Here is a 24348-nt window from a genome sequence, read left to right as displayed (position 1 = left end):
CCCTGTACAATTCCAATCAATGTATTTCAAAAAAGCGAACAAAAAGGCAAGCTAAATCCAAGGTGCAATCCGTCAGACTGTTTTGATATTCTTTGTTCGGTGTGTCCACCATATTGACTTAATACCAATCATCTTGCAAAACAAGACGATCCTCAGGAGTAAGTCTTACATGTGGTGAGAACTCGCCCCACGGTAGAGATCGAGTTATGTCAACTGATTAGTTATAATTCGATGTTTTTTATGTATGTTTTTTGCTCATCACGCCACGCGAAATACTCATCCATATTCAGGGTATATATGTCCCATCTGCTAGTTCTTGTCCATCTCCATCAACAATGCGCCCATGAGTCTGGGTACGGAATCTCGATTCCAATACATACAAATCATGCGATCACGGTGATGGATCTCTTCGTTCAGCCGCTGCAGCCTTGTTCCCATGCCCATTAGCCAACGAGCTATTTCTACGTTGGATCTATCGAGACAAACGCATACTTTACACGACCTCTAGTCATAAAGACTTCTATGATCCATTCGTCTTTGATCACCTGACCCATAAGGACGAAGCGATGTACGATCTGCAGGTCGCGTACGACAAGATGATGTAGGCAGGTCAGTATACTCGTTTCTGCCTTGATATTCGAATCCAAGAGACACGAAAACTGAAAAGTGTGTTTAACCCACGCATCATTGAAGGTTGACTATACCTGCTGTTTTTGTGAGCACATAAAAACAGCCACGTTTGTTGTGATTACTTTATCCACTTCATTCCACTTCTATCACTGATTCAACTCCATGGCCATATGAATCAAATAATTCACATGAGGAACCATCCAAGAGAACCTGAATTTGATTACATAATGCCGATATACATAGATCCAATGTACTTACAACTCACTTTAGGACTATTTTTTGCTGATGATTTTATACTAATCAATACCACTCAAATGGAGTATGCCAATCTCCTCCCGTTCTGTCACAATAGGTATAGAGGGATGAAGGAGGTAGTAGGATAGATGACCCATTTATCCATGTATGTAAATATGGAAGGATTCTACGAAATTCGCATGGAATCCATCGGAGGTTTAGGTGCAAATCTTGCTGGGAAAATGTTGGCTGAAGCAGGTGTTTTATATCAAGGATATAATGGATCTAATTTTTCATCCTATGGATCCGAAAAAAAAGGAACGCCCGTAACAACATGTATTCGTTTTTCGGATTCGGAATTGGAGATTCGGTCTTCATCGCCAATTGAAAAACCTCAATTAATTGTTGTGTTTCATGAATCTCTTTTGCGCACAGAAAAATGCATGGCTGGTTTAACGAAAGATGGAACACTCATTGTGAACACCGAAAAGAAACCGGATGAAATCAGAAAAATGATTGGACTACAATCAGGCACAATTGTTTGTGTCAATGCCCTTAAAATTGCAGTAGAAGAAAAATCACGCGTTAATACAGCCATGCTTGGTGCTATTTGCCATGCTGTTCCTTTTCTTGATGAACAAGCAGTCATACAAGTGATAACGGATACATTCTCTAAAAAATACGCCGCTTTAGTTTTTGCCAATATACAAACCTTTCATCGTGGTATGAATGAATGTCATGTCCAAATATTCGAATCCAATCATGAAGAAATACAGGCCACATTTAGTCGTTCATCATCCATTCTTGGATATGCAACTCAGCCGTTAGGGGGAGCCATCATTAATCCAGGCAACTCGACTCTACGTGATCTGAGTGCATCTCGCTCAGGATATATCCCAGAATTTCTATCCGATGCTTGCATTCATTGTGCTGCTTGTGATCTGACCTGTCCTGACATGTGCTTCGTGTGGACGACTATACAAGATCATCATGGCCGGTCATTTCAACATTTGTTGGGCATTGATTATCAATATTGCAAGGGTTGTTTGCGATGCATTCATGCTTGCCCTACAGAGGCATTACGTACGATTCGCGAAACGGATGGATTTGCAGATGAGCATCGAGTGATGCGTTCAGTCAACTCATAAAAATATGTACAAAAAGGAGCTGTATGAGCATGGCATTAGAACAGCAAGTGATCTCAACTGCACTTCCTTTCTTACAAACGACGGACTTCCGTTCCGGGAATGAAATGGCTGCAAAAGCTGCTGCGCAAATTGATTATCATATGATGGGTTATTTCCCGATTACACCGTCTACAGAAATTGCGGAATATTTAGATGAAATGAAGGCTAATGGAGAACATCACATCGTCATGATTCCTGCTGATGGTGAACACGGATCAGCTGGTATCTGCTATGGTGCAGCTGCGGCTGGTGGACGTGTATTTAATGCAACATCGGCACAAGGCTTCCTTTATATGTTAGAAGAACTTCCTGTCCAATCAGGCACTCGATTCCCCATGGTACTTAATCTAGTCACTCGTGCTGTTTCTGGTCCGCTCGATATTCGTGGGGACCACTCTGATCTTTATTATGCTCTCCATACAGGTTGGCCTATCTTATTAGCAAAAGATCCACAAGCCGTTTATGATTTAAACCTTATTGCACTGCGACTTGCTGAACATAAGGATGTTCGTCTTCCTGTCATTGTTGCATCGGATGGTTTTTTTACTTCACACCAAAAAAGAAGGGTGCAATATTTTACTGAACAAAAAGATGTACAACAATTTGTTGGGGAAATGCCAAAACCAGCAATTGATGCACTTGATCTTGAACATGTAGTGACCATAGGACCGTATATGAATGATCCTGATCTAATCAATACTCGATTCATGCAATCAGAAGCTATGTATCGTGCACAAGATGCCTATTTGGAAATTGCGGAGGCATTCAAGAATATAACCGGTCGCTCCTATGAATGCTTGCATCAATATCACATGGATCATGCAGAAGTTGTTGTTGTGCTACTCAATTCTGCTTCAGATACAGCTAAGGATTCAGTTGACCATTTGAGGGCAAAGGGAATTAAAGCGGGTGTACTCGCACCAATACTGATCCGGCCGTTCCCTAAAGAAGCGATTCAAAACGCGCTTCGCTTCGCTAAGGTCATATTAGTTGCTGAGCGTGCCGATTCACTGGGCGGTCATGGAGGCGTTATCAGTCATGAAATCAAAGCAGCTTTGCAAGAGGTGCACTCCACAGCGACTGTTCTGACAAGAATCTATGGTCTTGGTGGACGAGATTTTTATCCAGAGGATGCAGATCGTTTTTTTGAGCTGTGTTTAACGGTGTTGTCTGGGAAGGAAGTTCCCTATTTTGATTACTATGGTGTAACTGCTGGGGATCCTACATTGGCACCAAGTGAACGAACAAAACCATTAAAAAAAGAACAAAAAACAGGATTTATTCAAGTGATACAAGATCCAACTAGTGATCAATTGCAAGTTAAGGTACCTTCACAGAGAGCATTAACTGCAAAAGCTCAACGTATCGCGCCGGGACACGGTGCTTGTCCTGGATGTGGCATTTTCCCTGGACTCAATACTTTCCTCAAAGGTATTGAAGGTGATGTCATTGTTTTGTATCAAACAGGGTGTGCCATGGTAACCACAACAGGGTATCCATTTTCTTCACACAGAGTCACCTACATCCATAATTTATTCCAAAATGGCGCAGCGACTCTATCGGGATTGGTGGAGATGTTTGATGAACGGAAACGTCGTGGAGAAATTGAATATAGTGACGATGTGACTTTTATCATGATTACTGGTGATGGAGGTATGGATATTGGCATGGGATCTGCTATAGGAACGGCATTACGCAACCACAAAATGATCATTCTTGAATATGATAATGAAGGCTATATGAATACAGGCTCGCAGTTGTCTTACTCTACACCTTTAGGTCATATGACATCAACTTCTAATGTTGGTTCTTTTGAACAGGGGAAAACATTTCAACACAAGGATACGGCTCAAATTATGGCAGCAACCAATATCCCCTACGTCTTCACTGGTGTTGAAACGTATGCACAAGACTTAATTAAAAAGGCAGCAAAAGCACAATGGTATGCCCAACATGAAGGCATGGCCTATGGCAAAATTTTAATTGCTTGCCCACTTAACTGGAAATCTGCAGAGGAAGCAGGACGTGAGATTGTTGGTCTAGCCGTCGATAGTTGTTTTTTTCCTCTCTATGAAGTAGAGCACGGAATCACTACCATCACGTATAATCCAGAAGAAAAAAATAAATACGTCCCAGTAAGTGAATGGTTAAAAACCATGGGGAAAACAAAACACTTATTAAAACCCGAAAATAGCGATCAATTACAACTATTTTCAGATGAAGTCGAAAGGCGATGGATTCGATTAAAAGCTAAGCATCAAAATCCAAATTTATAATATAGCCCTTCATAAAAATATGTACGGAGAGGGCTAATAGACTCATGCTCTTCTGTAGGGACTGCTGAACGGGTGTTAAACCGCCAACTTAGCTTTTTCTTGGGCGATCAATACACCAATCACACAAAAATCAATGGCTCAGATTACATGTGTGTGTTTAGCGATGTTAGTCTCCGCGATGAGGTCGGGACCGGCAAGTTGGGTCCATTCGTTAATTTTGCTTCTATTGCATCTTATATTTTACTTTTAGCGTCTTCCTTAAGTTGGGAATGAATGTCGTACATTTCGAACCTAAGTAGCCTCTCGGTATTGAAGGGTTGGAAAGGTCCAAAGGATAGGTCTCATGACAATATTGAACTGGGAATGAATAAAAATCTGTACGATCCGCTCCGCTCCGTTCCTTGAACATGAGCATAGGCAATCAGGCGACGACTTTCGTATTTTTACGAAGGCCCTCGCTGTGGATGGTCAACCGAGGCCCCTATCAAGAGGACAGATGTGAAGACAAGGTTTTCCTCACTTCGCTCCATTCGACTTGTTGGTGCAGATACCACGCATCCATGTGCTGACACATCATGATGCCATAGATGCGCATGATCCACATCTGAGTAGAGCGATGTCTGCCGGACTCGAGCTTGTAGTCAATCTTCTCACGTTTGTTGGAGCGCTCCATGGACTTACGGCGTTGATAGATGAGCTTCCACTTTTCTGAACCACGGATGGTCTTCGGAAACAATCGGAGATGGTCACTGCTGTGCGTGTGGTATGTGCGTCCATACTTGGCAGTTGAACAACCACACGATGGCGTGCATCGCCACTTTTGGCGCTTTTGAGACTTGTCGTATCCGTTGGGACGCATCTCATGACCATTTGGGCAGATAGGCTTACCTGCGGGCGAAATGTGGATGTCGCTGTCCGTTGCTTTGTTTTTTTGCTCCGGATGTTCAGGTCGATAAAGGGTTCGATCTTCTGATGATCGAGCAAGAGATAGATGTCCTCGGCATCATGAGCGGCGTCGAGAAGCATATTATCTAGCGTGCCCAAGGTGAAACGTTGTTTGAATTCAACTGTGCTCATGACAAAACTGACGGCATCGTGCCTGGAAGCAGGCTGTAGTTTTGGGTATAAAGGCACATCGTATGGACTATCTGCTGCAGAGAGCATGTACATGTGGTATCCGTTGAGTACTTTTCTCTCGCACTGTCCCACCCTGAGTCGCAATCGGGCTGGGTATACAGACGAACATGGTTGCATTTGGCAAGGCCTTGGGCATGACAATCACAAGTCGATGTATTCCTGGGATAAGCGGCAGTGACAATCGGGATGCCATCACCGGTTACACTGAGCCCGTTCACATCGCCGAGCAAACCAAGCTGCGCAGACACAGCAAGAAGGTGTGTCTGAAAGAAATGAAAAAGTCTATCGGTAGGTAAAGATGTCTTCGAGTTGGCATGACGTATCATCCAATGGACAAGTCGCTTGATGCGACCTGGTGTAGCGATTGGAGCTTTTTTGCCTTTCTTTTTTCCTTTTGGGGGTTTGAACTTGCGCCTCTGGAACTTGGATTTGAGATTGTTATCGACTGCGGGCCAAAGACGCTTGAAGAAGTCGTAGAAGGTTTCAACACCAGGGATGCGATTACAATCAAAGCCACTCGCAATGGCGTACATGGGTGTACGTTTCATCACGTTGACCCACTCGGTGAGACCTTTATCAGGATGTATCATGAGGAAAACCAGGAAAGAACGTAGCATAGAGGCAGGATCTTGCGGCTGTGGGCCACGATCGGAATAGACATCATGAAGCAAGGTCGTGATGGAAGAGAGGTCCGTCATCCACAACTTCGTACGAAGGGGCCAGTCTTTGTTGATCATGACAAGACCCGACCCGTCATACGATTGAAGCTGTTGAAGTACAGAGGTTTGGTAGGAATGATGTGGAACAAAACTAGGTTTCACGATGAACACTCCAACCGAAGGTAGTAAGGGAAAAACAAACCCTTTCGCGACGATTGTTGGGATGATTTTAAAAAGTCAAGTCCATTCAGTCGTGTTCCGAAAAAAATCTAATGTCCAATGATAAGCCGGGATCGATACACAGATCTCCTGTGAAAATAGGAGGATTGCAAAATTGGTGGGTCAAGAAAAACCTTGTCCCATCAGCCTCGGCGAATGCGAAGAGGCTAGAAGGACGCTGCAACACATCATTCTACAGTTGTCTGAATAATAAGCATTATTGGCATTGATTTCAACTAAAATAGTGTGTCTTGACAACAGGGTTCATCTTACAAATTTTCGTATTGATTTAACAAACATCGGGATCAAGAAGAAAAAACCATATGGACTTTGCGTTCAGGACTTTGTAGCTCATTTACAGTTACCACAATCGACCGTATCTCATCATTTATCCTTGCTTTCGCAATGCTGGGCTTGTACGGAGTGTGAAGAATGGGTTGTGGGTGTATTACTACCGAGATGAACGCGCAATAGAACTATTCAAACGTGTAGTGGAATCTCTATAGCGGGAGGTTATTTATCATGCAAGGGAAAAATGTATTGGTTTGCATAGCCCATCCAGACGATGAAGTATTTTGTTCAGGTACTATTTTACGCCTTTCTGATGCAGGGAATAGCGTAACTTTAGTGGTTGGAACGCAGGGTGAAAAGGGAAGCCATGACCCAACGATGTCACCAGATTCCATTGCTGAATTGAGGAAACTAGAACTTGATGAGGCAGCTAAACGACTTGGAATTCACAAAGTCATCCAACTAGGATATCGAGATGGAGAATTACAGTATGCCAGTGATTTAAAAGAAACGTTATTTCGATTGGTAAGATCTGTTCAGCCAGACGTCGTAATTACGTTTGATCCTTGGAAAAGGTATGAAATACATTCTGATCATAGAATTATTGGTTTTGCGATGATTGAGGCGGCCCACTTAGGTGCGAATTGTTGGTACTATCATGACCAACTAACGAATGACATCATTTGTCATAGGAGTCAAGAACTTTATTTGTTTAATTGCGACGAACCTAATTATTATGTGGACATCACGGAAGTATTTGAACGCAAGCTACATGCTGCAGAGGCGCATGCTAGTCAGTTTGGAGGAGAAATTAATGAAAGTCGTCTGCGTCAAATAGTGAATCAAATGAATCCTGACGTCCAAATGACCATTGAACCTCTCCACAAAATGTGGCACTCACAGCTTTATCTTTAATGAGACACAGGGAGAGCTTCATGTTTAGTGGAGCTAGTATAAGATGCTAGACACGAAGGTAATGGACGAAAATGGTTTTTAATAAGTTGTAAATATACTCAAAACCATGATTATATTTTGTGATAGAGTAGGCCGACCTCTTTCGAGTCCAGCCCCTCAATGAATGGCTCGTGCGGTTTTCCCGCAAACCGCTCTACGTCACTTACTCTCGAACTTGTGTACACGTTCCTGTGCTCGCTCGTATGCGGCCACCCGTCTGGCCCAATAGGCTGTATCGTGAGCCTTGCGTTGTCGCTTGGCTGTGGCCGCCTTCTCCCTACGCCTAAGGATAATCTCCAAAGTATTGACCATCGGTCAACGGGATTTCCGTGGCTACATCACGGATAGTTCGTTCGACGTATTGGATCTAGTATAAGGTAGTAGACACACATGAACGAACTCATGAAGCAATGCATCCATGATCATCCATCACCAGAGCAGTTTTATACCCCATACCTGAATGGATGCGATTTCGTTTATACCAACTCCCCATATATTCGACGATCTGTAACATTACCTGTACACACCTTGTAACGTTATCATCAACGTCTCTTATTCGCTTTGTGAATCTGTATATCCACACTTCCCTCAACCAGACTCCGTTTCTTTGCCCACTAAAATAGAATAAATCCCATCAAACTGTTGCCCTATATACCTTGCTCGCTGGTAATCGTAACGCGACAGTGAAGCGAGTAACTTTTTAGCGGGATGACTGTGATCTTCGTTTCTCATTCTTTGACCAGAGGCGATACGTAGAGCCACTGCGGTGATCTTTCGCGTCACATATTCGGTGGGTTGAACCTCTTGCCGTAACCTCATCTGTTGAAGCACCTGCTCTAATTGATCACAATCCTGCTTGAATCGTAGTTTCTGACGATGGAAACGGGTGGTGTTTTTCGGAAGGTGGTAGTCAGGAATACAATTCAATCGTTCCACGTATCATTTCGCCTCCACCCATCGCATCTGAATCTGTGCCATGTCCCGATAGCGGTTCTCCTCCACATGGACGAGCACATGACGCTGGGTCCGTTCTAGCCATTGTGCAATCCGTTCCCCTTCTCCAAACGCGACGAGCGAATAGCTAGGTCCCGTTCCTTCTTTCACGCGTGCGCGTAGGTGTTGCTGTTTGGCGCCCATCGTCTGTACATCCCCAATGTGTACATCACGCAAGAAGAAAATAGGCTCGGGATTCGCTTGGCCAAACGGTTCAAGTCGCTTCAGATCGGTGATGAACTGCGGTGTCAACTCATGCACGTGTAGCGGTGCATCCACATCGATATGCGGTGGTTCCCACTCGATACCCTGTGCGACCGTTGCCCATGCACTCCGCAAGTCGTTGATTCGATCTGCGGGTAAGGAGAATCCGGCCGCCGCTGCATGCCCACCAAACGCCGTGAACACACTTGTCTGTGCTTGCACAGCTTGCAACAACGCATAAAGATCCACACCAGGTACACTCCGTCCTGATCCTTTGGCGACGCCATCTTTGATCGACAGGCACAGCGTAGGCTTGTACAGGTTTTGCGTGAGTTTCCCTGCAACGATCCCAATGACTCCTTCATGCCACGATTCACCTGCGACAACGAGTGTTTGATCTGTCCAAGCGTGTTCTTCGATCTGAGCTAGCGCTGACTGATAGATGTGCTCTTGAATGGCTTGTCGCTTCTGATTGAGTGCGTGAGCTTCAAGCGCTAGACGTTGAGCTTCTTGTGGATCATCTGCAAGAAGCAGTTCAACCGCACGCTTGGCATGAGCCAGACGACCGATGGCATTGATGCGAGGAGCCAACTGGAACGCCACGCGTGTTGACGTTACACCTTGCTTGCTGTTAGCCACATCAGCTAGTGCATGGATTCCTACGCTTGGAGACCGATTGATCTGACGCAAGCCTTCCTTGACGAAGATACGATTCTCGCCAATCAGTGGGACTTGATCGGCAATCGTAGCGAGCGCCACGACCTCCAGTAATTCTTCTGGGAAAACACCGAGTAACGCTTGGGCAAGCTTGAACGCCACGCCTGCCCCACATAGCTCAGGAAACGGGTAATCGCCGAGCGCTGGATGAACAAGTGCATAGGCGTCAGGCAGTTGATGGCCAATATGGTGATGATCCGTCACGATGAGATCGATCTCACTTGTACGCGCAAGATCTGCCGCTTCGAGTGCGGCAATTCCATTGTCTACAGTGATGATGAGATGGACACCTTGCTCCTTCGCGTCGATGACCGCTTGCGGACGAATCCCGTAGCCTTCGCAAAAGCGATCCGGCACGCGCCAAAGGGGATCTACGCCCAGTTTGCGCAGGGTTTTGACGAGAATCGTGACCGATGAAACGCCATCGACGTCGTAGTCACCAAAGATCATCACGGTTTCCTTGCGCACAATCGCATCCTGTATACGCGCTACTGCCTTGTGCATGTCGTGCATGAGAAAGGGGTCATGAAGTTGTGCACGTGATGGAGACAAAAATGCTTGTGTGGATTCGATATCGTAGCCACGTGCTGCTACAATGCGTGCAACCAGTGGGTGGAGTTGATGAGTCCGTGCGATTTGTTGAGCAAGTTCGATATCTGCTTTCCTACCTATCCAACGTTTCAAGACATACACCTACTTGCTTAGATTCTACGAGCATCAGTGCATCTTTTGCTATAGTTTGCGCATGTTGCAATGTATCGCATCGAACCAATTCACCAGTCGCGATTGCCTTGAGAGCCAATCGGTACAACATGAGTTGAGCTTCGGTAGATTCTTCCTGATTCGCAATAGAGAGTGCGCAATAGCCTTGATGGAGCCACGGTCCACCGTGATCAATGTGTGTGATCCTTCTTCTGCACTCAGATCCTGTATACGATGCAGTATCTGGATCGTACTCATGCAATAGAAGCTCATCACCCACTTCGTATCGGCGATCATCTTTTCGTAGCTCGACTGTTTTTTCTCCGCTTGCCACAGCTCGAAAATGCTCAGGCCAAATTTTTAGATCATGCGTTTGCATGGATGATCACCTCCGTTTTCTCCATTCCACCTAATCTACAACGTTCACGTGGCTGATGTAGCAAGCAAAAAACCGCCTACCTAGTGGTAGACGGTGTTGATTTCGTTATTAATTAGTGGATCGATTCTGCTATTTTCTTAATATCCTCTAGTGGAATATCGGTCAGGTTTGTGATTTCTTCAGGTGAAAGTTTCTTTGATAACATGTGCTGAATTAGTTCGATTCGGGCTTTTTCCATGCCTTGCTCAAGTCCTTGTTCCATGCCTTGTTCATGAGCTTTTTCAATACGTTCACGATAAGACGCTTCTCGACTTACCTCATCAAGAATGGCTTTTTTGCGTGAGATGTAGAGTGCCCAATTCTCTGGTTTGCGTCCGATTTCTTCTACTTCATCTAACGCTTTTTTTAATTCCACATCATTCATCGCCGCCACCTCCAATACATGGTGTATCGTTTTATTTTTACCGGATTCCAAGAGGAGTAACCACTTTTCTAATGGATCCTGTACAGCTTTTTCTAAATCGGTGATACTTTTGCGTAGCTTTGGCATTTCAACAAAGTGAACCTCTAATGCATCCGACAACCGTTCGTGCGTTTGATCCTCAACCACATGATAACTCGTATGATACCTGTCCGTCGATGGGAATTGCACAAAGTCAATCAGGTTAATCGTGATCACTCGATGCAGTTCTTGATAGGAAGCGCCTGATACCACTTGCCCACGATACAGTTCCGCCCAGTAATACAAGGTGCGTTTCGCCATACCGTAGTCATGCGCCACTTGCATTTCAATGTTGATTCGCTCTTGTTGATCCGTTTCTACGAACACATCCATGCGAGAGAGCTTATCTTCTCGATATTCTTGTGCCTGTTCTGTGTTACCAAATTGCACAGAGATGATCGGTGAAGCTAGGCTGTTTGTAAGCAACGCATTGAGAAAGGAGATCAATAAGTCCTTATTCCTCGCTTGTCCAAACAATTGCTTGAACGCGTAGTCAACCATGAGATCAATAGGTTCATTGTGATAGATTGGCATTGGTTTGTCTCCCTCTTATGTTGAGTATAACCAGCAAAAGCCCCCTTGAAAAGAGGGCTTTTGGTGCTTACAACGATACTTCCAACACGTGATCCATCGCCGCTTCAGACCGCATAAAGCCTTTGTGCGCGTCAAAAAAGGTGCGGTGATGCAACAACGTGCCGTCGGATAACAACGTGTGTAGAAACATGAAAACACTCGTTGCCGCCATCACATTGGTCATGAGACGTTGCGGTTGGGAGACCACGACTTCTCCACAATGCTGTTCACTAGGCAGGTTCTCCCCTTCCTCTGCTTCGAGCAGGTTAGGGAAGACTTCGCCTGGAAACGGCATCACGTCCTGTCCGTTTTTTCTCACTCCAACAACCACTTGCCCATCCCAACCGGTCGCTTTGATCTTCGCCAGCAGATACCGGTTGATGTGCTCTGGATCATCTGGAACCGTCACGCCACCGTTGCCACTGTCGATGTACACCGCATCACGAAGTGTGTGCACTTGTTCGTGCAACAGTTTTCGCGTGGGGGCATGATCGACGCAACCTACAATCACGAGTGTAATGGGTTCCACTCGACCATAATGTCTTTCTGGCATGTGTACACTCGCGATAAGATCCGTGATCGTTCGTTGGTCATCTAGGTACTCTGGAGAGGAAACGATGTCAATCCCATACGCGAGTGCATAGCGTTGTGCGAGCACGTCTGCTATTTCCAAAACTCACGGCAAAAAGTATGGGTGTAGTAGACTCGTATATTAAAATGTTATGATCACTTTTGTGCAAAAGAGAAACTTTGTAGAGTCGTAATCACCGTATAGTAGTCCTTCCATTGTTACTACCACTAGCTTAAGCTTGGTTATAGACTTACCCTTTTGCAGAAAGGGACGGACGAATGCCAAGCGAAATGGTTTTTTCACGATGCTCATAAACGGTCATCTCATCAGGTGCCCCTCTCGCTAATCTTCAGTAGTTTAAGAACGATACACTCAGTGTGCCAAAAAGGGGACGTCTTTCTCCTTGTCACCCGTTGCGGCCAAAGCATGCACACACATGATACACATTCAATGGATTGCTTATGCATCCGCATTCTTTCGTATTATCTTAATTCAGACTGCAAGAAGAACATCCAATGATTTCCGGGGTAATCTACAGATTATCGTCCGAGTTATGGGTCGTAGCATTTTGGGAGTAACATGGCACCTGCAGTTGCCACTGCATTCCGACATCCATCGTTAGACAGTGGAAATGCGGTTCAGCATTCGTGCTACTGACAACCTTGCGCATTGACCTCAACTGCACCACCTGTAGGTAGTATGAATGCCTTATCCAATCACTCGCCACAACATCCACCTCGATGATCATTCTGTCGTTACGTTATACTGTGTTTGTATCAAGTAAAATACGAAAAGGGACTCACGATTAAAGCACTCGTCACTGGCGCAAATAAAGGAATTGGTTTTGAAATCGCTCGCCATCTTGGAAAGCGTGGTTATGACATTCTCGTTGGGGCGCGTGATGAAGCCCGTGGGCAAGCAGCAGCCGAAAAACTTGTCGCAGAAGGCATATCAGCGACGTTCATCAAGATCGATTTGAATGAGTTGGATAGCTTGCACACAGCGGCTAACATGATTGATTCACTCGATATTGTGGTCAATAATGCTGGAATTCCTGATCGTGTCAAGCCTCGTCGCGCTTCGCTCGACATGACAAAGAACACATTTGACTATACAACCGAAGATTTACGTGCGACGATGGAGACGAATTTTCTCGGCACACACGCACTCACGAGAAATCTGTTGTCATCTCTGACAGACGCTGCGAAAATCGTCAACATCACCATTCCAATTTCGCCTACCGACTTTTGGCACCCACTCGCTTACATCACGAGCAAAGCAGCACTTAACGTGATGACACTGACTTTCGCCTACGAGTTTGAAAAAATGGGGAGCCACCGTCAGATTTTCGGTATCATGCCTGGCGCTGTCGCGACCGACTTGAACGGCATGCAAGCTGGTGCACATAGCGGCTTCGTCAAATCTTTCGAATCCGCTGGCCAGATGAGTACCGACATTATCTTATCTGACAAGAATCAAAACGGCCAAATGATTCAGTACGATGGAAAGATCGCCACGGATTATGAAGTTCAACTGAGAATAAAGCAACATTAAGTTTTATCAGTGATACGACTTGGGATAGCACCTTTCATTACGTAACAAGAATCTCAACGCGTGGTAACGATATGTCTCAGTTTTTACCTCAACGTTATCGACATCAAAATGATTGTGGTAACGCCTGATCAAAAGACGATAGTAGCCAATACTATGAACATGCCGTATATGCTCATCCAATCTGCACCTAATCACACTAAATCTTCGCGGCTAAAGGAGGCCACTGAAAAACTTACGATTTCACTGGAAAATCGTAAGTTGAGGTAAAGAATTGTGCCTTTTCTCTAATCAAAGATACTGCAGTGACCTCCTTGGAACGAGGTCTGTACCTCCTGAATATTTCAATTTGACACCTACATACGAACCAAAGTTGAACTTTTTTCTTATATCATCACCTTGTGGATGAATTTATGGCATCCTCATTGGAGAAGAGACCCCTTAATTCACTGGCTATCGCTTCAACTTTCATAGCCACATCTCGAATCTCAGCAGCACTTGCGGTTTGTTCTTCACCCACCTGATAAATTGATTGTGCTTTACTTTGCAAGAGACTTACAGAACTACTCAACACTTGAATGGTATGATGAATATCACTTGCAAACTTTTTGGATTCACTCGATAATTTTCTCACTTCATCTGCAACAACCGAAAATCCTCTCCCGTGTTCTCCTGCACGAGCCGCCTCTATGGCTGCATTTAAACCGAGTAAATTCGTTTGTGCAGCAATATTTTGGATCGTGCTACTTGCATCTTGCATATGTGAAAACCGCGTAGCAAAATCATCCATTCCTATATTGATTTCTTCTTGAATCGTGTTTACGTGTTGAGATGTTTCAATGAATGAATCGCTTATCGCCTGTAAAGATTGAACTAACTCATGAACTTCATGAACAACCTGGTTTTGTTTCTCTACGTGCTCTGTTGAAAGATAGTATCCCAGTGCACCCACACAAACCCCATCCTGAAATAAGGGGATGGCCTTCCCTACATACGATTGATTTAACGTAGTATGTTCCTGATCGACGATCGTTTCTTGAGTCGTAGTTTCATGTACGGCCTTAGCAATTAACCAATGAGGATTCAATGGATCACCCACACGAACATGAAGATCAAATTTTTCAGTCCAATGAGCTGCAACAATCTTCTCTCCATCACATGCAACAAAATAATAGGTTCCAAAGTGTTTTAAAACGTCATAATATGCTTCAGAAGCTGATACCACTGCATCCAGTATCTTCATCACATAACCCCCAACGACCATTTTTATCATTCGTCACTGAACAACCACGAAGTCGTTAGCTTCGTGGTTGTTCATAGTGTACTCATCCATTGGCTTCAAGGTCTTGCCACACAATCAATTGCCCTTCACGTTGCCACACTCTTTGTTCACCTACCACTTCCCATGCATCAAGCGCACAATCAGCGATATCTAGTGCTTCATCCACGACATACCCGTTGCCTTCAGATATTAACAACCGCGATTCAGCAGTCAATTCCTGTTCTTCGATATGCAATAAAGTCCTTAAATCGCTCACCGCAATCACACTACCACGCAAATTGGCCACACCAAGTATATGCGATGCTGCCCCAGGGACAGGACGAATCGGAAGCATGCGTTCAATCGATTGTATTTTTTCAACAGGTGTTGCGTATTGACTATCACCTAAACGATAAATCACGACTTTCATTCCCTATCACCATCCTCACCATCAGTCGATCAGTTGTACTTGCAAGTACATGCTTCTACTTACGTGCAAGATCATGAGCTACTTCGCGTAGCTCCATAAATGCTGCCGCAAACTCCTCTGTACTTGCTGTATGTTCCTGTGTCACAGCCGCAATCTCTTCAATAGCTGTACTTAACGTTTCAATACGCTGATTAACGCCTACCAGCTGTTGGCGAATTTGTTTTGCGTACTTTTTACTTTGCTCGGCCATCTTGCGCATTTCATCTGCGACAACGGAAAACCCTCGTCCCTGATCTCCTGCGCGAGCAGCCTCAATGGCTGCGTTTAACCCAAGTAAGTTCGACTGATCAGCTATCTCCTGTACATAAGTTGCAAGTGTCCTTGATTCATCCGCATCTGACTTCACCTGCAACGACTCGGATAAAATATCTTGCAACCGTTCTGCGATGCGAATCGTTGCGGTCGATAGTTGGTCTGAAATTCCCTTTAATTCATCCGTCGAAGCAACCACTTTTTCTCCTACCTCTTGTTGGATTCGTTGTACGTACTGTACATACGCTTCGGTCATCAGTAATTCGCGCAACCGCAGTCGCCGTGAACATGCTGGGATAAAACGTGGATCATCAATTTCATGTGCATACTCAAACATGTAATTTTGATAAATTTGCAAGGATGCGATCACATAGCTCTGCGATAATCCAATGCGATAATGGATTTCGCCAATGCGCATCACTTCTTGTTCACTCTCCATAGAATTGGACTCTGCCATTTGTAAAAAGAACTGTTTCTGTGCCATTTTTAACCGTTCAAGGGTTGAATGGTCATCGATGATGTGTCGCAACTCTGGAACAGCGTATACTTGGTCATAAAAACGGTCTACGACAGCCTGTGCATGGCGTTCAAAAAATGCATGTTGTGCAGCTAATACGCTAAAATCGTCCTCTTGAATGCCTATGAGTGCTACTACATCATGAAATCCTTTCACTATATCCACCTGACATTCAAACCCCTTCACTAAACAGCTCTTATTTATTCCATACAAAACGGCTAAAAAGCACCTGGATCCAACACTAAAGCAACCTGTCCATCCCCTAGAATGGTTGCTCCTGCGTAATACTTCACGTCTTTTACGACCTTTGGGAGTGGCTTCAAAACCACTTCTTGTTGTCCAATCACGTCATCGACAACAAGCCCGATATGATCTCGCCCACGTGCCACATACAATACATGTCCACGTTCCTGTGCAGGATCGAGCATAAAAGGACTCCTTACTCGCACAAGCGGAGTGACCTTGCCACGCCATACGACGACTTCCTGTCCACCACCTACCTGTTTGACTTCTGGTTCTTCTTGAATTTCCTCAATCGTCGCTAAGGGCACAGCAAAGGGATGCCCATCAATGCGCACCATGATACTCTGTAAAAGAGCGAGTGTAACGGGTAGTGTAATCGTAAACTTCGTTCCTTTGCCCTCTGTGCTCTCCACGTCTACACGTCCTGAGAGTGATTCGATCTTAGCCTTCACCACATCAAGACCCACACCGCGACCAGAAAGATCTGACACCTGATCGGATGTGGAAAAACCAGACGCGAACAACAAGTGATACACCTGTGCATCAGATAATGGATCACTGGCCGATACAAGCCCTCGCTCTACTGCTTTGCGAAATACACGGTCACGATGGATCCCATGGCCATCATCCTCGACCTCAATCACCACTCGATTGCCCATGGGATAGGCGCGCAAATAAATATGACCACTCGTTGATTTGCCCATGGTCTGGCGTACCGTCGCCTCTTCGATTCCATGATCTAACGAGTTTCTCAACAAGTGCATCAGGGGATCGGCTAGTTCCTCGACGACCATGCGATCAAGCTCGGTTTCTTCTCCACTCATGATAAACTCAATCTCTTTGTGTAAACTACGAGCGGTATCGCGCACCATTCTTGGAAAACGTTGAAATACACTGCCCACTGGAATCATGCGTATCGACATGATCAATTCTTGTAAATCGTTTGTCGCTCGACTCATATGAGCCACCGTATCCACAAGGCGCGCATCGCCAAATTCTGTCGCTAAACTCTCAAAACGAGTCTTATCAATGGCTATTTCAGAGAATAAATTCATCAATAAATCAAGCTTGTCCACATCCACTCTCACGGTGGCATTTGTTTTTCTTCCTTTAGTTTCTCCTTTTTGCTCCTTCGTGGGTGGCTGAACTACATTAGGCCCAGACTGTGCCTTCCCATCTTCGACCACCCATTCGCGCAACTGTACCAATTCAATATCCGATACCCCTTCTACAGCGCGTTTGACTCCTTCAACGCCCTCCGTACTCCACATGACAAAGAGGACATCACGCAAAAACGTTTCTTCTTCAATCTCGCGCATACTAGGTCGTGTATAGAGGAGTTGATCTTGGCCACCGATCGCTTCAAATACCATGTACAGGCGAGCACTTTTTAACACAGTCTCCTCATGTAAACGCACACCTACCTCATAGACACGCTTGTTTTGTTTTAATGCGAGTTCCACCACTTTGACCACGTAATCGTCATTGGTTACCCTTGTCTTTGGCAGCAATTCCACTCCGTGTTCTGCATGTCCACCATCTGTCATGCGCCACTCGCTAAGCGATACGATGACCACTTCGGAGATATCTGCGATTCTCTCCCCGAGTGTCTCTACATCCTCTTGTGTTGCCAACACAAGCGTCACTTCACCGGCATAGTCCCCTATTTCAAGAACGGTAGCATCAGGAATGGTCAACAAGAGCTCGTTTTGATCAATCCGCTGTAATAATTGGGCAAATCGCGCCATGGGCATGATGCATTCTGTTGCAAAGCCGATCTGCACTTCATACACGCGACTGCCTAGTTCCATGGCTTGTCTTGCGATATCTTGAATCATCTCAGATGGCACATGCTGATTCGTAGCCATCTCTACTTCTTCTCTTGTAGCCGTTGTTGATGCGATCTCCTGTGTAGCTATTTGAACTTGTGCAAGGCTAGTAAACGGATCCACGACGTCAGATATCGCATCAGCACTCTCTTGACCGGTCTCTTCCACATCAGAAAGTAAGCTTTCTAATTGATCCAAACTATGAAATAACAGATCCACTAACTCAGAATCTACATGACGTTTTCCTTGACGCACATCATCGAGCACATTCTCTGCGTTGTGTGTCACTTCTCCCATGCGCGTAAAACCCATGGTCATGGCCATGCCTTTAATGGTATGCGCCGCCCGGAAAATCGTCGCGATCGTCTCTGCGTCTTCATGCTTTTCTAAAATCAACATCCCATCCGACCAAGCCTGCAGATGCTCGCGCGTTTCGTCAATAAACATCGTCAAATATTCATTCATTTTGCCAATACCTTTTGAATCGCTTCAATCAATCTTGTTTCTTGAAAAGGCTTCACCACAAAATCACTGGCACCACCTTGAATCGCCTCGATCACCATTTGTTGTTGTCCCATGGCTGAGCACATGATCACCTTGGCCTGTGCATCCTGTCCCTTAATTCTTTTCACAGCCTCAATACCATCCATTTCAGGCATCGTAATATCCATGGTCACTAGGTCCGGTTTATGCTGTTGATATAGACTAATGGCTTCTTCCCCATTTTGCGCCTCAGCAACGACTTGATGACCTCCTTTTTCCACCATTGTTTTAACCATCATGCGCATAAATGCAGCATCATCCACCACTAAAATTCGTGCCATAGATACATATCCACCCCTCTGATTGATCCTATATTCACAAAATCTTCATGCCTAAGAATCGTATGATGGTTATTAACTATCCACCAATACATACATTTGAAATTCACCATATGATCCGAGAAATGGAACAAGGAATGCACTTGCTGTAGTACTCAATTGCGTGCTACCTTTTAGAACTACAGGTGGAGCAATCTCTACTCGCACCGTGGCTGAGATGCGAGTAGCCCAATTGCCTGATAGCATATTCCCTAATTCTCCAACAAACGAATCTAACATGTCTCCTTCAAGTTCCATCTCAAACATCTCTTTACTAAACTGCTTTGCGTATTCGTTCGAAAACATATAAATAAGCTGGCCTTTGATATCGCCGAGAAAGGAAACAAGCACACCCAAATCATGTTGTTGGAGTGGAGAAGCCACGCGACGTGCTTGTTGGCGCGTAAGTGGGACAGGAATCACTTCATTCACGGTCTCAATGGCACCATTAATTAAATGAAAAATTTGCTGATTATCCAATGACATCCTCCCAAAGTCGATCACTCTATGTCCCTATTCATCGGATGAATGCTAGGCATTCCATGCTGTAAGACATTGGATCTTTTATTTGACTGAGCATGGATGGCGAGTCCATGATGCAAGTTCTCTACATCCTAGCTACATGCAATCATGACGTGTCCTTTTTGTTACACGATAAATTGCTCAATCATGCCCTGTAAGGTTTCCGCTAAATGGCTTAAACTTTCGGCACCTGCTGTGACTTCCTCCATAGTTGCCAGCTGTTCTTCTGCATGTGTAGCAATCTCTGACACAGTGATCGAAGTGTGCTTGGCAATGTGAGCAATCGATTTCACTGCTTCTGTTGACTCGTCGGAAAGCATGCGCAATGAATTCGCTTTTTTTCCACCTTCTTGTGCTTCATGCGCTTGTTCGTTAGCCGTTGTAGAAAATGTATGAAATGCCATGCTGGATTCTTCTACGACATTCGTACAAAGGATTACATGTTCATCTGCACTGCGCACAGCAGCTGTCGTTTTAGTGACTCGCTCATTGACTGCAAGGATGAGCGTATGAATCGATTGAGCCGCTTTTCGAGATTGATCGGCTAGTTTTCTTACCTCTTCTGCCACCACAGAGAATCCTCTGCCTGCATCACCGGCTCGTGCTGCTTCAATAGCTGCATTTAAGGCCAGTAAATTCGTTTGCTCAGCAATGTCTTGAATCACATCCATGGTAGACATGATGGTACTAGCATCTGTTTCAAGCTGAGTCATCGTGACAGCAATGGCTGCAACCTCATCGCGAATCGTTCTCATTTGGTGAGCGGCAACATCTGCATTGTGTTTACCCGCATTAGCTTTATCCACATGGTCGAGAGATTCTTTAGCTAGCGTGTCGGTGATCGTAGCCATCGTCACCATCTCATGAGCTGTAGCTAATGATTTTTGTAGCGCAGCTTCAGCCTGAAGTTGTTGCTCATTGGCACCTTCAGCTACTTTTTGCACATGAATGGTTGATTCTTCTACTGCTTTCGCTGTTTCTTGAGCACTGGCTGTGAATTCTTGAGAGGAAGCCGTTAATTGCATCGCTGTATCTTGAATCCCACGGATCATTTGTCGCATTTCGCTAGCCATAGTATGTAAATCGGTGGACAGAAGACCCAGATCATCTTTGCGTTTAAATTTCTGTGGACGATCTGAAAAATCACCTTTCCCCATAAGATTAGCTTCTTCCGATAGATAGGCAATGGGACGTACGAGAAGACGAATGTACACGAGACTCCCTACGCTAGCAAGAACCGTTATGATGAGTAATAGTTCTGCAAGATCAGTAACCATCGCAGATTCATTGATGGTCCTCTGGACGAATTTTGAGATGTTGTTTTGTGCTAACGAACTAATCGTTTGTAAATCAGTTGTCAGCAAATTGGATACATTACTATTTGTCACGTACATTGTGGTTGCAGCTAAAGCATGATCGGTTTGATTGTTTTGATGAACGATATGCCAATAGTGTTCATAACCACTGGCAGCTGTCATGGCCTCATGGATGAGATGCTGTTCATTGGTTGTCAAATAGGGGAGTGCCGCCATGTCATGCAACGATTGATTCAGTTGACTTTCACCTTGTATGATTTGTTGCAATGTTTGAGTATATAGTGCTCCTGAAAACTTCGTACCCTCGAGGCCAACCAACATATTGGATTGATCATCCATATTTAAAAAACCTATAAATCCGTTATTTGAAATATTTAAGAGTTGTAGTTGTTGATTCTTTAATTTCTCAATATTTGCTTTCGTTTCTTGACTCATATGGAGAGTCACTGAACTCCCAAGTAGAACAACAACGGCTAATAGAATCCACGCAACGGTTAATTTTCGAGCTATGGTCCACAATATTCAATCACTCCTATTCATTTTTATTTTAAATACAATACGAATATCTATCTACTTAATCTAAGAACAAAAATAACTTCTTTTAGCTTACTTAACGCTTGTATCGCTTCTTTTGTAGCACCTTTAGCATTAACTTCATCATTTGAAAAAGTCGCTCTATGAGAATAATCAAGGCGTTCCAATACCCTAAAAAGACACCTGTACAATCGAGATAGAAGTCACAAAACAGACAGAGGTTATAAGAGCAATCATGTACCCTGAACCACTACGGAATGATATTGATCTGGTGCAAATATACTCTCTGTCAAATACAGGTGATGATACCCTTGGTGATCTTCTGCTACTAATTCAACAGACCAGGGTGCAAATGTTGTCAATCACCGCTAACGACCCTTGAAATGCGACTCTTACAATGAGATCCTAATTATTCTATATGCTTTTCTGAGGAAAGTTTCCTTTTCTCTATCAGAGAAATCCTAAAAACGACACGCTGGCAATTCTCCGCTATTTGGCACGTCAAGTTGAATGATGTAATAATCAATACCGTGACAAATTACTGGCCCATGTACCGTAGAACGATTAAATACATACTGTGCCTACGTGAGTTATAGCTACAATTTTTGATTTTGTTTACGCACCGTATACGTAGTTAATTGTGGCAAAACCAACTCCGTCCCCTGGCAATATAAATGTACATATTTACGCAAGTATTTTCTTTAAGCAAGAGTGAACGAAGCAATCTTAGCTGACAATTGCTCTGCCACATTTGTCAACGATTCAACACTAGAAGATACTTCTTCAAGCGAAGCTAGTTGTTCTTCACTTGACGCAGCTACCGCTTGAGTCGCGTCTGTTTGCTTAGAAACAGCATCCACGACTGCACGCACTTGCTGATCTGTCAAGGTAGCCTTCTCTCCAATTTGGTTGACTTCATTTACAATTTGCGATTCGCGCTGATCCCTTTCTTGTAAATCTTGCGTCAGTGCAAGAAATACGTCACCAGCTTCTTGAACCGCAATGACCCCAGCGCTCACCGTAACGTTCATCGTTGTAGTTTGAGCCTGAGTTTGCCCTGTCTGACTTAAAATTGTATGCAACACATCACGAATCTCGGTGGCGGCACTGCGCGAGGCTTCTGCCAATTTACGAACTTCTGTAGCCACTACAGCAAAACCACGACCTAGTTCTCCTGCGCGAGCCGCCTCAATAGCTGCATTTAATGCGAGGAGATTGGTCTGCCCTGCAATCTCCTCAATCATCGACAAACTGCGCGTAACAGATTCAGTGCTTTGCACAAGAACTGTCACTTGCGCCGCCGTCTGCTCAGCCACTTCAGCGATCCCTGTCATATGTGAAAGCGCCTCTTGGACCTTTTTTTCACCTAGTTGTGCTCGTTGCTGCATATGATTGGATAGTTCACGCATTGATTCGGTCTCGGTCGTGATCTCTGCGACAGAACAAAGTACATTTTGCATGTTATCAGATGCACGAACAGCCAATTCTTTTTGTGACGTGGAGGCTTCGGCCATCATAGAAACTGAAAGGGAGTTACTCTCTGCGGCGGCAGCCGTCGTTGTTGAAGCAGAACGCAACGCTTGCGCAGCTTCAATCAGACCAACTGTCACCTCGTGAACAGAAAGTAATGTATCGCGGACGTTTCCACTCGCATCATAAAGATCAGTCACAAGTTCTGCTATATCCGTACGTTGTGTTTGCTTATGTGAAAATCTCGAAAAATTACGCTGAGCTAAACGTGATATATCTTGCTGAAGATCGACAAGTGGACGACACAAATAACGCAAATACCCATAAATAAAAGAACTACCAATGATAATCACAAATGCAACAGCAAAAGCCAAAATTTGAATTGTTATATTTCCTGACTGATGAGCAAGAAATCCTACTATAATACTAAAAATAGTAACCGCTACAGCAGTGCCCATCATAATAGCAATAATCCGACCTCTAACTGTGTGAAGGAATCTCATCATGACTATAGATCCTCCCATACAATAAATTGCTTATCGTGTTGCCATACTTTTGTCCAACAATCTCTTCCCACGCATGCTGTAGACAATCTGCAATGTGAAGTGTTTCATCTAGCACGTATCCTTTACCTTTTGAAATCAGTAAACGCGACTCTGATGTTAATGTCCGCTTTTTAATTTCAGTAATTATAAGTAAATAATTCATACAAGTCACCCAATATGCCGATTTTCACCCATTTTCCTTTCAGTATGAAAAGGGAATAACGACAATCCTTTCTCTTTTAGTTAACTTTCTTCAATTGATATTCTCATCCATCTTTTCACTGTACGATACGAAGTAATGATGGGGATATTAGCAATTCGTTTGCCATTTATCTTGATGTCGAAATATCCAGAGTTTCGAACAGTCACTTGCCCTTTCTAAATACCCTCATATTTCCTTTGGGCATATCCACAACCGCTAAATTGTCTATTTGGGAAGTCAACATGCTACTTCTTCATATGTCGGTTCCCTTATAGGGCATCCATACTTGCCAGTGTTACACATCTATCTGATCCCCGTCCTTTGGCTCTTCAGACTTGCACGATCTCAGGAAGACTTGTGAATTTTGCTCTGGTATACTTGCACAAAGCATCATGATACTTCCTTTCTCTCTTACGTGACTTGTGACGCTTGATAGTGAAATTCTCTCTTCGTTAAGGTTTGAAAGGGACAATGACTGCTACCGTACAACTTATAACGCCCCTGCAGCTTTTAATGGTTGCCCATCGA

At 44.4% G+C, this 24348-nt stretch carries 21 protein-coding genes; 5 read left to right on the top strand and 16 right to left on the bottom strand.

Annotated features, from left to right (window positions below; all coding sequences use genetic code 11):
• The first annotated feature begins 1013 nt into the window (after window positions 1-1013).
• The gene (locus tag MM817_RS13780) at window positions 1014-2012 is read left to right on the top strand and encodes a 2-oxoacid:acceptor oxidoreductase family protein (protein ID WP_241716183.1); all 999 of its coding nucleotides are present in this window, start codon (window positions 1014-1016) and stop codon (window positions 2010-2012) included.
• 29 nt (window positions 2013-2041) lie between these two features.
• Window positions 2042-4327, top strand: coding sequence for a thiamine pyrophosphate-dependent enzyme (locus MM817_RS13775; protein WP_419723404.1), 2286 nt, complete (start codon window positions 2042-2044; stop codon window positions 4325-4327).
• Window positions 4328-5400: 1073 nt separating this feature from the next.
• On the opposite strand, the gene MM817_RS13770 is transcribed toward MM817_RS13775, so the two are convergent.
• Entirely contained in the window at window positions 5401-6285 is an 885-nt protein-coding gene (locus MM817_RS13770) for a hypothetical protein (RefSeq protein WP_241716179.1), read from the bottom strand.
• A 301-nt stretch (window positions 6286-6586) separates the two neighbouring features.
• Here MM817_RS13770 and MM817_RS17475 point away from each other — a divergent pair, with 301 nt between their 5' ends.
• Together MM817_RS17475 and MM817_RS13765 are read left to right on the top strand one after the other, a co-directional pair.
• Window positions 6587-6805 (top strand): ArsR family transcriptional regulator, encoded by a 219-nt coding sequence (locus MM817_RS17475; protein ID WP_419723406.1) that lies wholly within the window; start codon window positions 6587-6589, stop codon window positions 6803-6805.
• A gap of 59 nt (window positions 6806-6864) precedes the next feature.
• Window positions 6865-7548 carry a PIG-L deacetylase family protein gene (locus tag MM817_RS13765; RefSeq protein WP_241716177.1) on the top strand — a complete coding sequence of 228 codons (684 nt, stop codon included), beginning with the start codon at window positions 6865-6867 and terminating at the stop codon, window positions 7546-7548.
• Between the two features lie 627 nt (window positions 7549-8175).
• Here the strand turns inward: MM817_RS13765 and MM817_RS13760 are convergent.
• The 5 genes from MM817_RS13760 to MM817_RS13740 form a co-directional block, all read right to left on the bottom strand.
• Window positions 8176-8523, bottom strand: a complete 348-nt coding sequence (locus MM817_RS13760) for a hypothetical protein (RefSeq protein WP_241716175.1) — start codon at window positions 8521-8523, stop codon at window positions 8176-8178.
• Between the two features lie 3 nt (window positions 8524-8526).
• Complete coding sequence (gene recJ / locus MM817_RS13755) at window positions 8527-10185, bottom strand: single-stranded-DNA-specific exonuclease RecJ (RefSeq protein WP_241716173.1); 1659 nt, start codon at window positions 10183-10185, stop codon at window positions 8527-8529.
• Entirely contained in the window at window positions 10166-10582 is a 417-nt protein-coding gene (locus MM817_RS13750; protein WP_241716171.1) for an ASCH/PUA domain-containing protein, read from the bottom strand. The genes recJ and MM817_RS13750 overlap by 20 nt, the downstream gene beginning before the upstream one ends.
• A gap of 112 nt (window positions 10583-10694) precedes the next feature.
• Window positions 10695-11618, bottom strand: a complete 924-nt coding sequence (locus tag MM817_RS13745) for an Rpn family recombination-promoting nuclease/putative transposase (RefSeq protein ID WP_241716169.1) — start codon at window positions 11616-11618, stop codon at window positions 10695-10697.
• A 67-nt stretch (window positions 11619-11685) separates the two neighbouring features.
• On the bottom strand, window positions 11686-12315 hold the full coding sequence (locus MM817_RS13740) for a hypothetical protein (protein WP_241716167.1): 630 nt from the start codon (window positions 12313-12315) through the stop codon (window positions 11686-11688).
• A 684-nt stretch (window positions 12316-12999) separates the two neighbouring features.
• Between MM817_RS13740 and MM817_RS13735 the strand changes: the two genes are divergently transcribed.
• Window positions 13000-13782: an SDR family NAD(P)-dependent oxidoreductase gene (locus MM817_RS13735; protein ID WP_241716165.1), complete on the top strand. Its 783-nt coding sequence runs from the start codon at window positions 13000-13002 to the stop codon at window positions 13780-13782.
• A gap of 391 nt (window positions 13783-14173) precedes the next feature.
• On the opposite strand, the gene MM817_RS13730 is transcribed toward MM817_RS13735, so the two are convergent.
• The 10 genes from MM817_RS13730 to MM817_RS13685 form a co-directional block, all read right to left on the bottom strand.
• Complete coding sequence (locus MM817_RS13730; protein WP_241716163.1) at window positions 14174-15022, bottom strand: methyl-accepting chemotaxis protein; 849 nt, start codon at window positions 15020-15022, stop codon at window positions 14174-14176.
• A gap of 82 nt (window positions 15023-15104) precedes the next feature.
• Window positions 15105-15470, bottom strand: coding sequence for a chemotaxis protein CheW (locus MM817_RS13725; protein ID WP_241716161.1), 366 nt, complete (start codon window positions 15468-15470; stop codon window positions 15105-15107).
• A gap of 55 nt (window positions 15471-15525) precedes the next feature.
• Window positions 15526-16464, bottom strand: coding sequence for a globin-coupled sensor protein (locus tag MM817_RS17040; protein ID WP_336605179.1), 939 nt, complete (start codon window positions 16462-16464; stop codon window positions 15526-15528).
• Between the two features lie 53 nt (window positions 16465-16517).
• Complete coding sequence (locus MM817_RS13710; RefSeq protein ID WP_241716159.1) at window positions 16518-18836, bottom strand: chemotaxis protein CheW; 2319 nt, start codon at window positions 18834-18836, stop codon at window positions 16518-16520.
• On the bottom strand, window positions 18833-19195 hold the full coding sequence (locus MM817_RS13705; protein WP_241716158.1) for a response regulator: 363 nt from the start codon (window positions 19193-19195) through the stop codon (window positions 18833-18835). Before MM817_RS13705 ends, MM817_RS13710 begins: the two co-directional genes overlap by 4 nt.
• A 72-nt stretch (window positions 19196-19267) precedes the next feature.
• Window positions 19268-19711 carry a chemotaxis protein CheX gene (locus MM817_RS13700; RefSeq protein WP_241716156.1) on the bottom strand — a complete coding sequence of 148 codons (444 nt, stop codon included), beginning with the start codon at window positions 19709-19711 and terminating at the stop codon, window positions 19268-19270.
• Window positions 19712-19878: 167 nt separating this feature from the next.
• On the bottom strand, window positions 19879-21588 hold the full coding sequence (locus tag MM817_RS13695) for a methyl-accepting chemotaxis protein (protein ID WP_241716154.1): 1710 nt from the start codon (window positions 21586-21588) through the stop codon (window positions 19879-19881).
• 47 nt (window positions 21589-21635) lie between these two features.
• Complete coding sequence (locus MM817_RS17035) at window positions 21636-21770, bottom strand: hypothetical protein (protein ID WP_272880000.1); 135 nt, start codon at window positions 21768-21770, stop codon at window positions 21636-21638.
• A gap of 534 nt (window positions 21771-22304) precedes the next feature.
• Window positions 22305-23579, bottom strand: a complete 1275-nt coding sequence (locus MM817_RS13690) for a methyl-accepting chemotaxis protein (RefSeq protein ID WP_241716152.1) — start codon at window positions 23577-23579, stop codon at window positions 22305-22307.
• Entirely contained in the window at window positions 23554-23781 is a 228-nt protein-coding gene (locus MM817_RS13685) for a hypothetical protein (protein ID WP_241716150.1), read from the bottom strand. Before MM817_RS13685 ends, MM817_RS13690 begins: the two co-directional genes overlap by 26 nt.
• Window positions 23782-24348 lie beyond the last annotated feature (567 nt).

The sequence above is a fragment of the Sulfoacidibacillus ferrooxidans genome, from assembly GCF_022606465.1.
Lineage (GTDB): Bacteria > Bacillota > Bacilli > Alicyclobacillales > SLC66 > Sulfoacidibacillus > Sulfoacidibacillus ferrooxidans.
The sequence above is the reverse complement of the archived record's forward strand: the minus strand, read 5'-3'. Positions and strand labels throughout refer to the sequence as shown.

Coding starts and splice junctions, on each gene's coding strand:
- MM817_RS13780 (WP_241716183.1), top strand. CDS start 1,014: ATGACCCATTTATCCATGTATGTAAATATGGAAGGATTCTACGAAATT.
- MM817_RS13775 (WP_419723404.1), top strand. CDS start 2,042: ATGGCATTAGAACAGCAAGTGATCTCAACTGCACTTCCTTTCTTACAA.
- MM817_RS13765 (WP_241716177.1), top strand. CDS start 6,865: ATGCAAGGGAAAAATGTATTGGTTTGCATAGCCCATCCAGACGATGAA.
- MM817_RS13750 (WP_241716171.1), bottom strand. CDS start 10,582: ATGCAAACGCATGATCTAAAAATTTGGCCTGAGCATTTTCGAGCTGTG.
- MM817_RS13745 (WP_241716169.1), bottom strand. CDS start 11,618: ATGCCAATCTATCACAATGAACCTATTGATCTCATGGTTGACTACGCG.
- MM817_RS13730 (WP_241716163.1), bottom strand. CDS start 15,022: ATGAAGATACTGGATGCAGTGGTATCAGCTTCTGAAGCATATTATGAC.
- MM817_RS13725 (WP_241716161.1), bottom strand. CDS start 15,470: ATGAAAGTCGTGATTTATCGTTTAGGTGATAGTCAATACGCAACACCT.
- MM817_RS13710 (WP_241716159.1), bottom strand. CDS start 18,836: ATGAATGAATATTTGACGATGTTTATTGACGAAACGCGCGAGCATCTG.
- MM817_RS13705 (WP_241716158.1), bottom strand. CDS start 19,195: ATGGCACGAATTTTAGTGGTGGATGATGCTGCATTTATGCGCATGATG.
- MM817_RS13690 (WP_241716152.1), bottom strand. CDS start 23,579: ATGATGAGATTCCTTCACACAGTTAGAGGTCGGATTATTGCTATTATG.
- MM817_RS13685 (WP_241716150.1), bottom strand. CDS start 23,781: ATGAATTATTTACTTATAATTACTGAAATTAAAAAGCGGACATTAACA.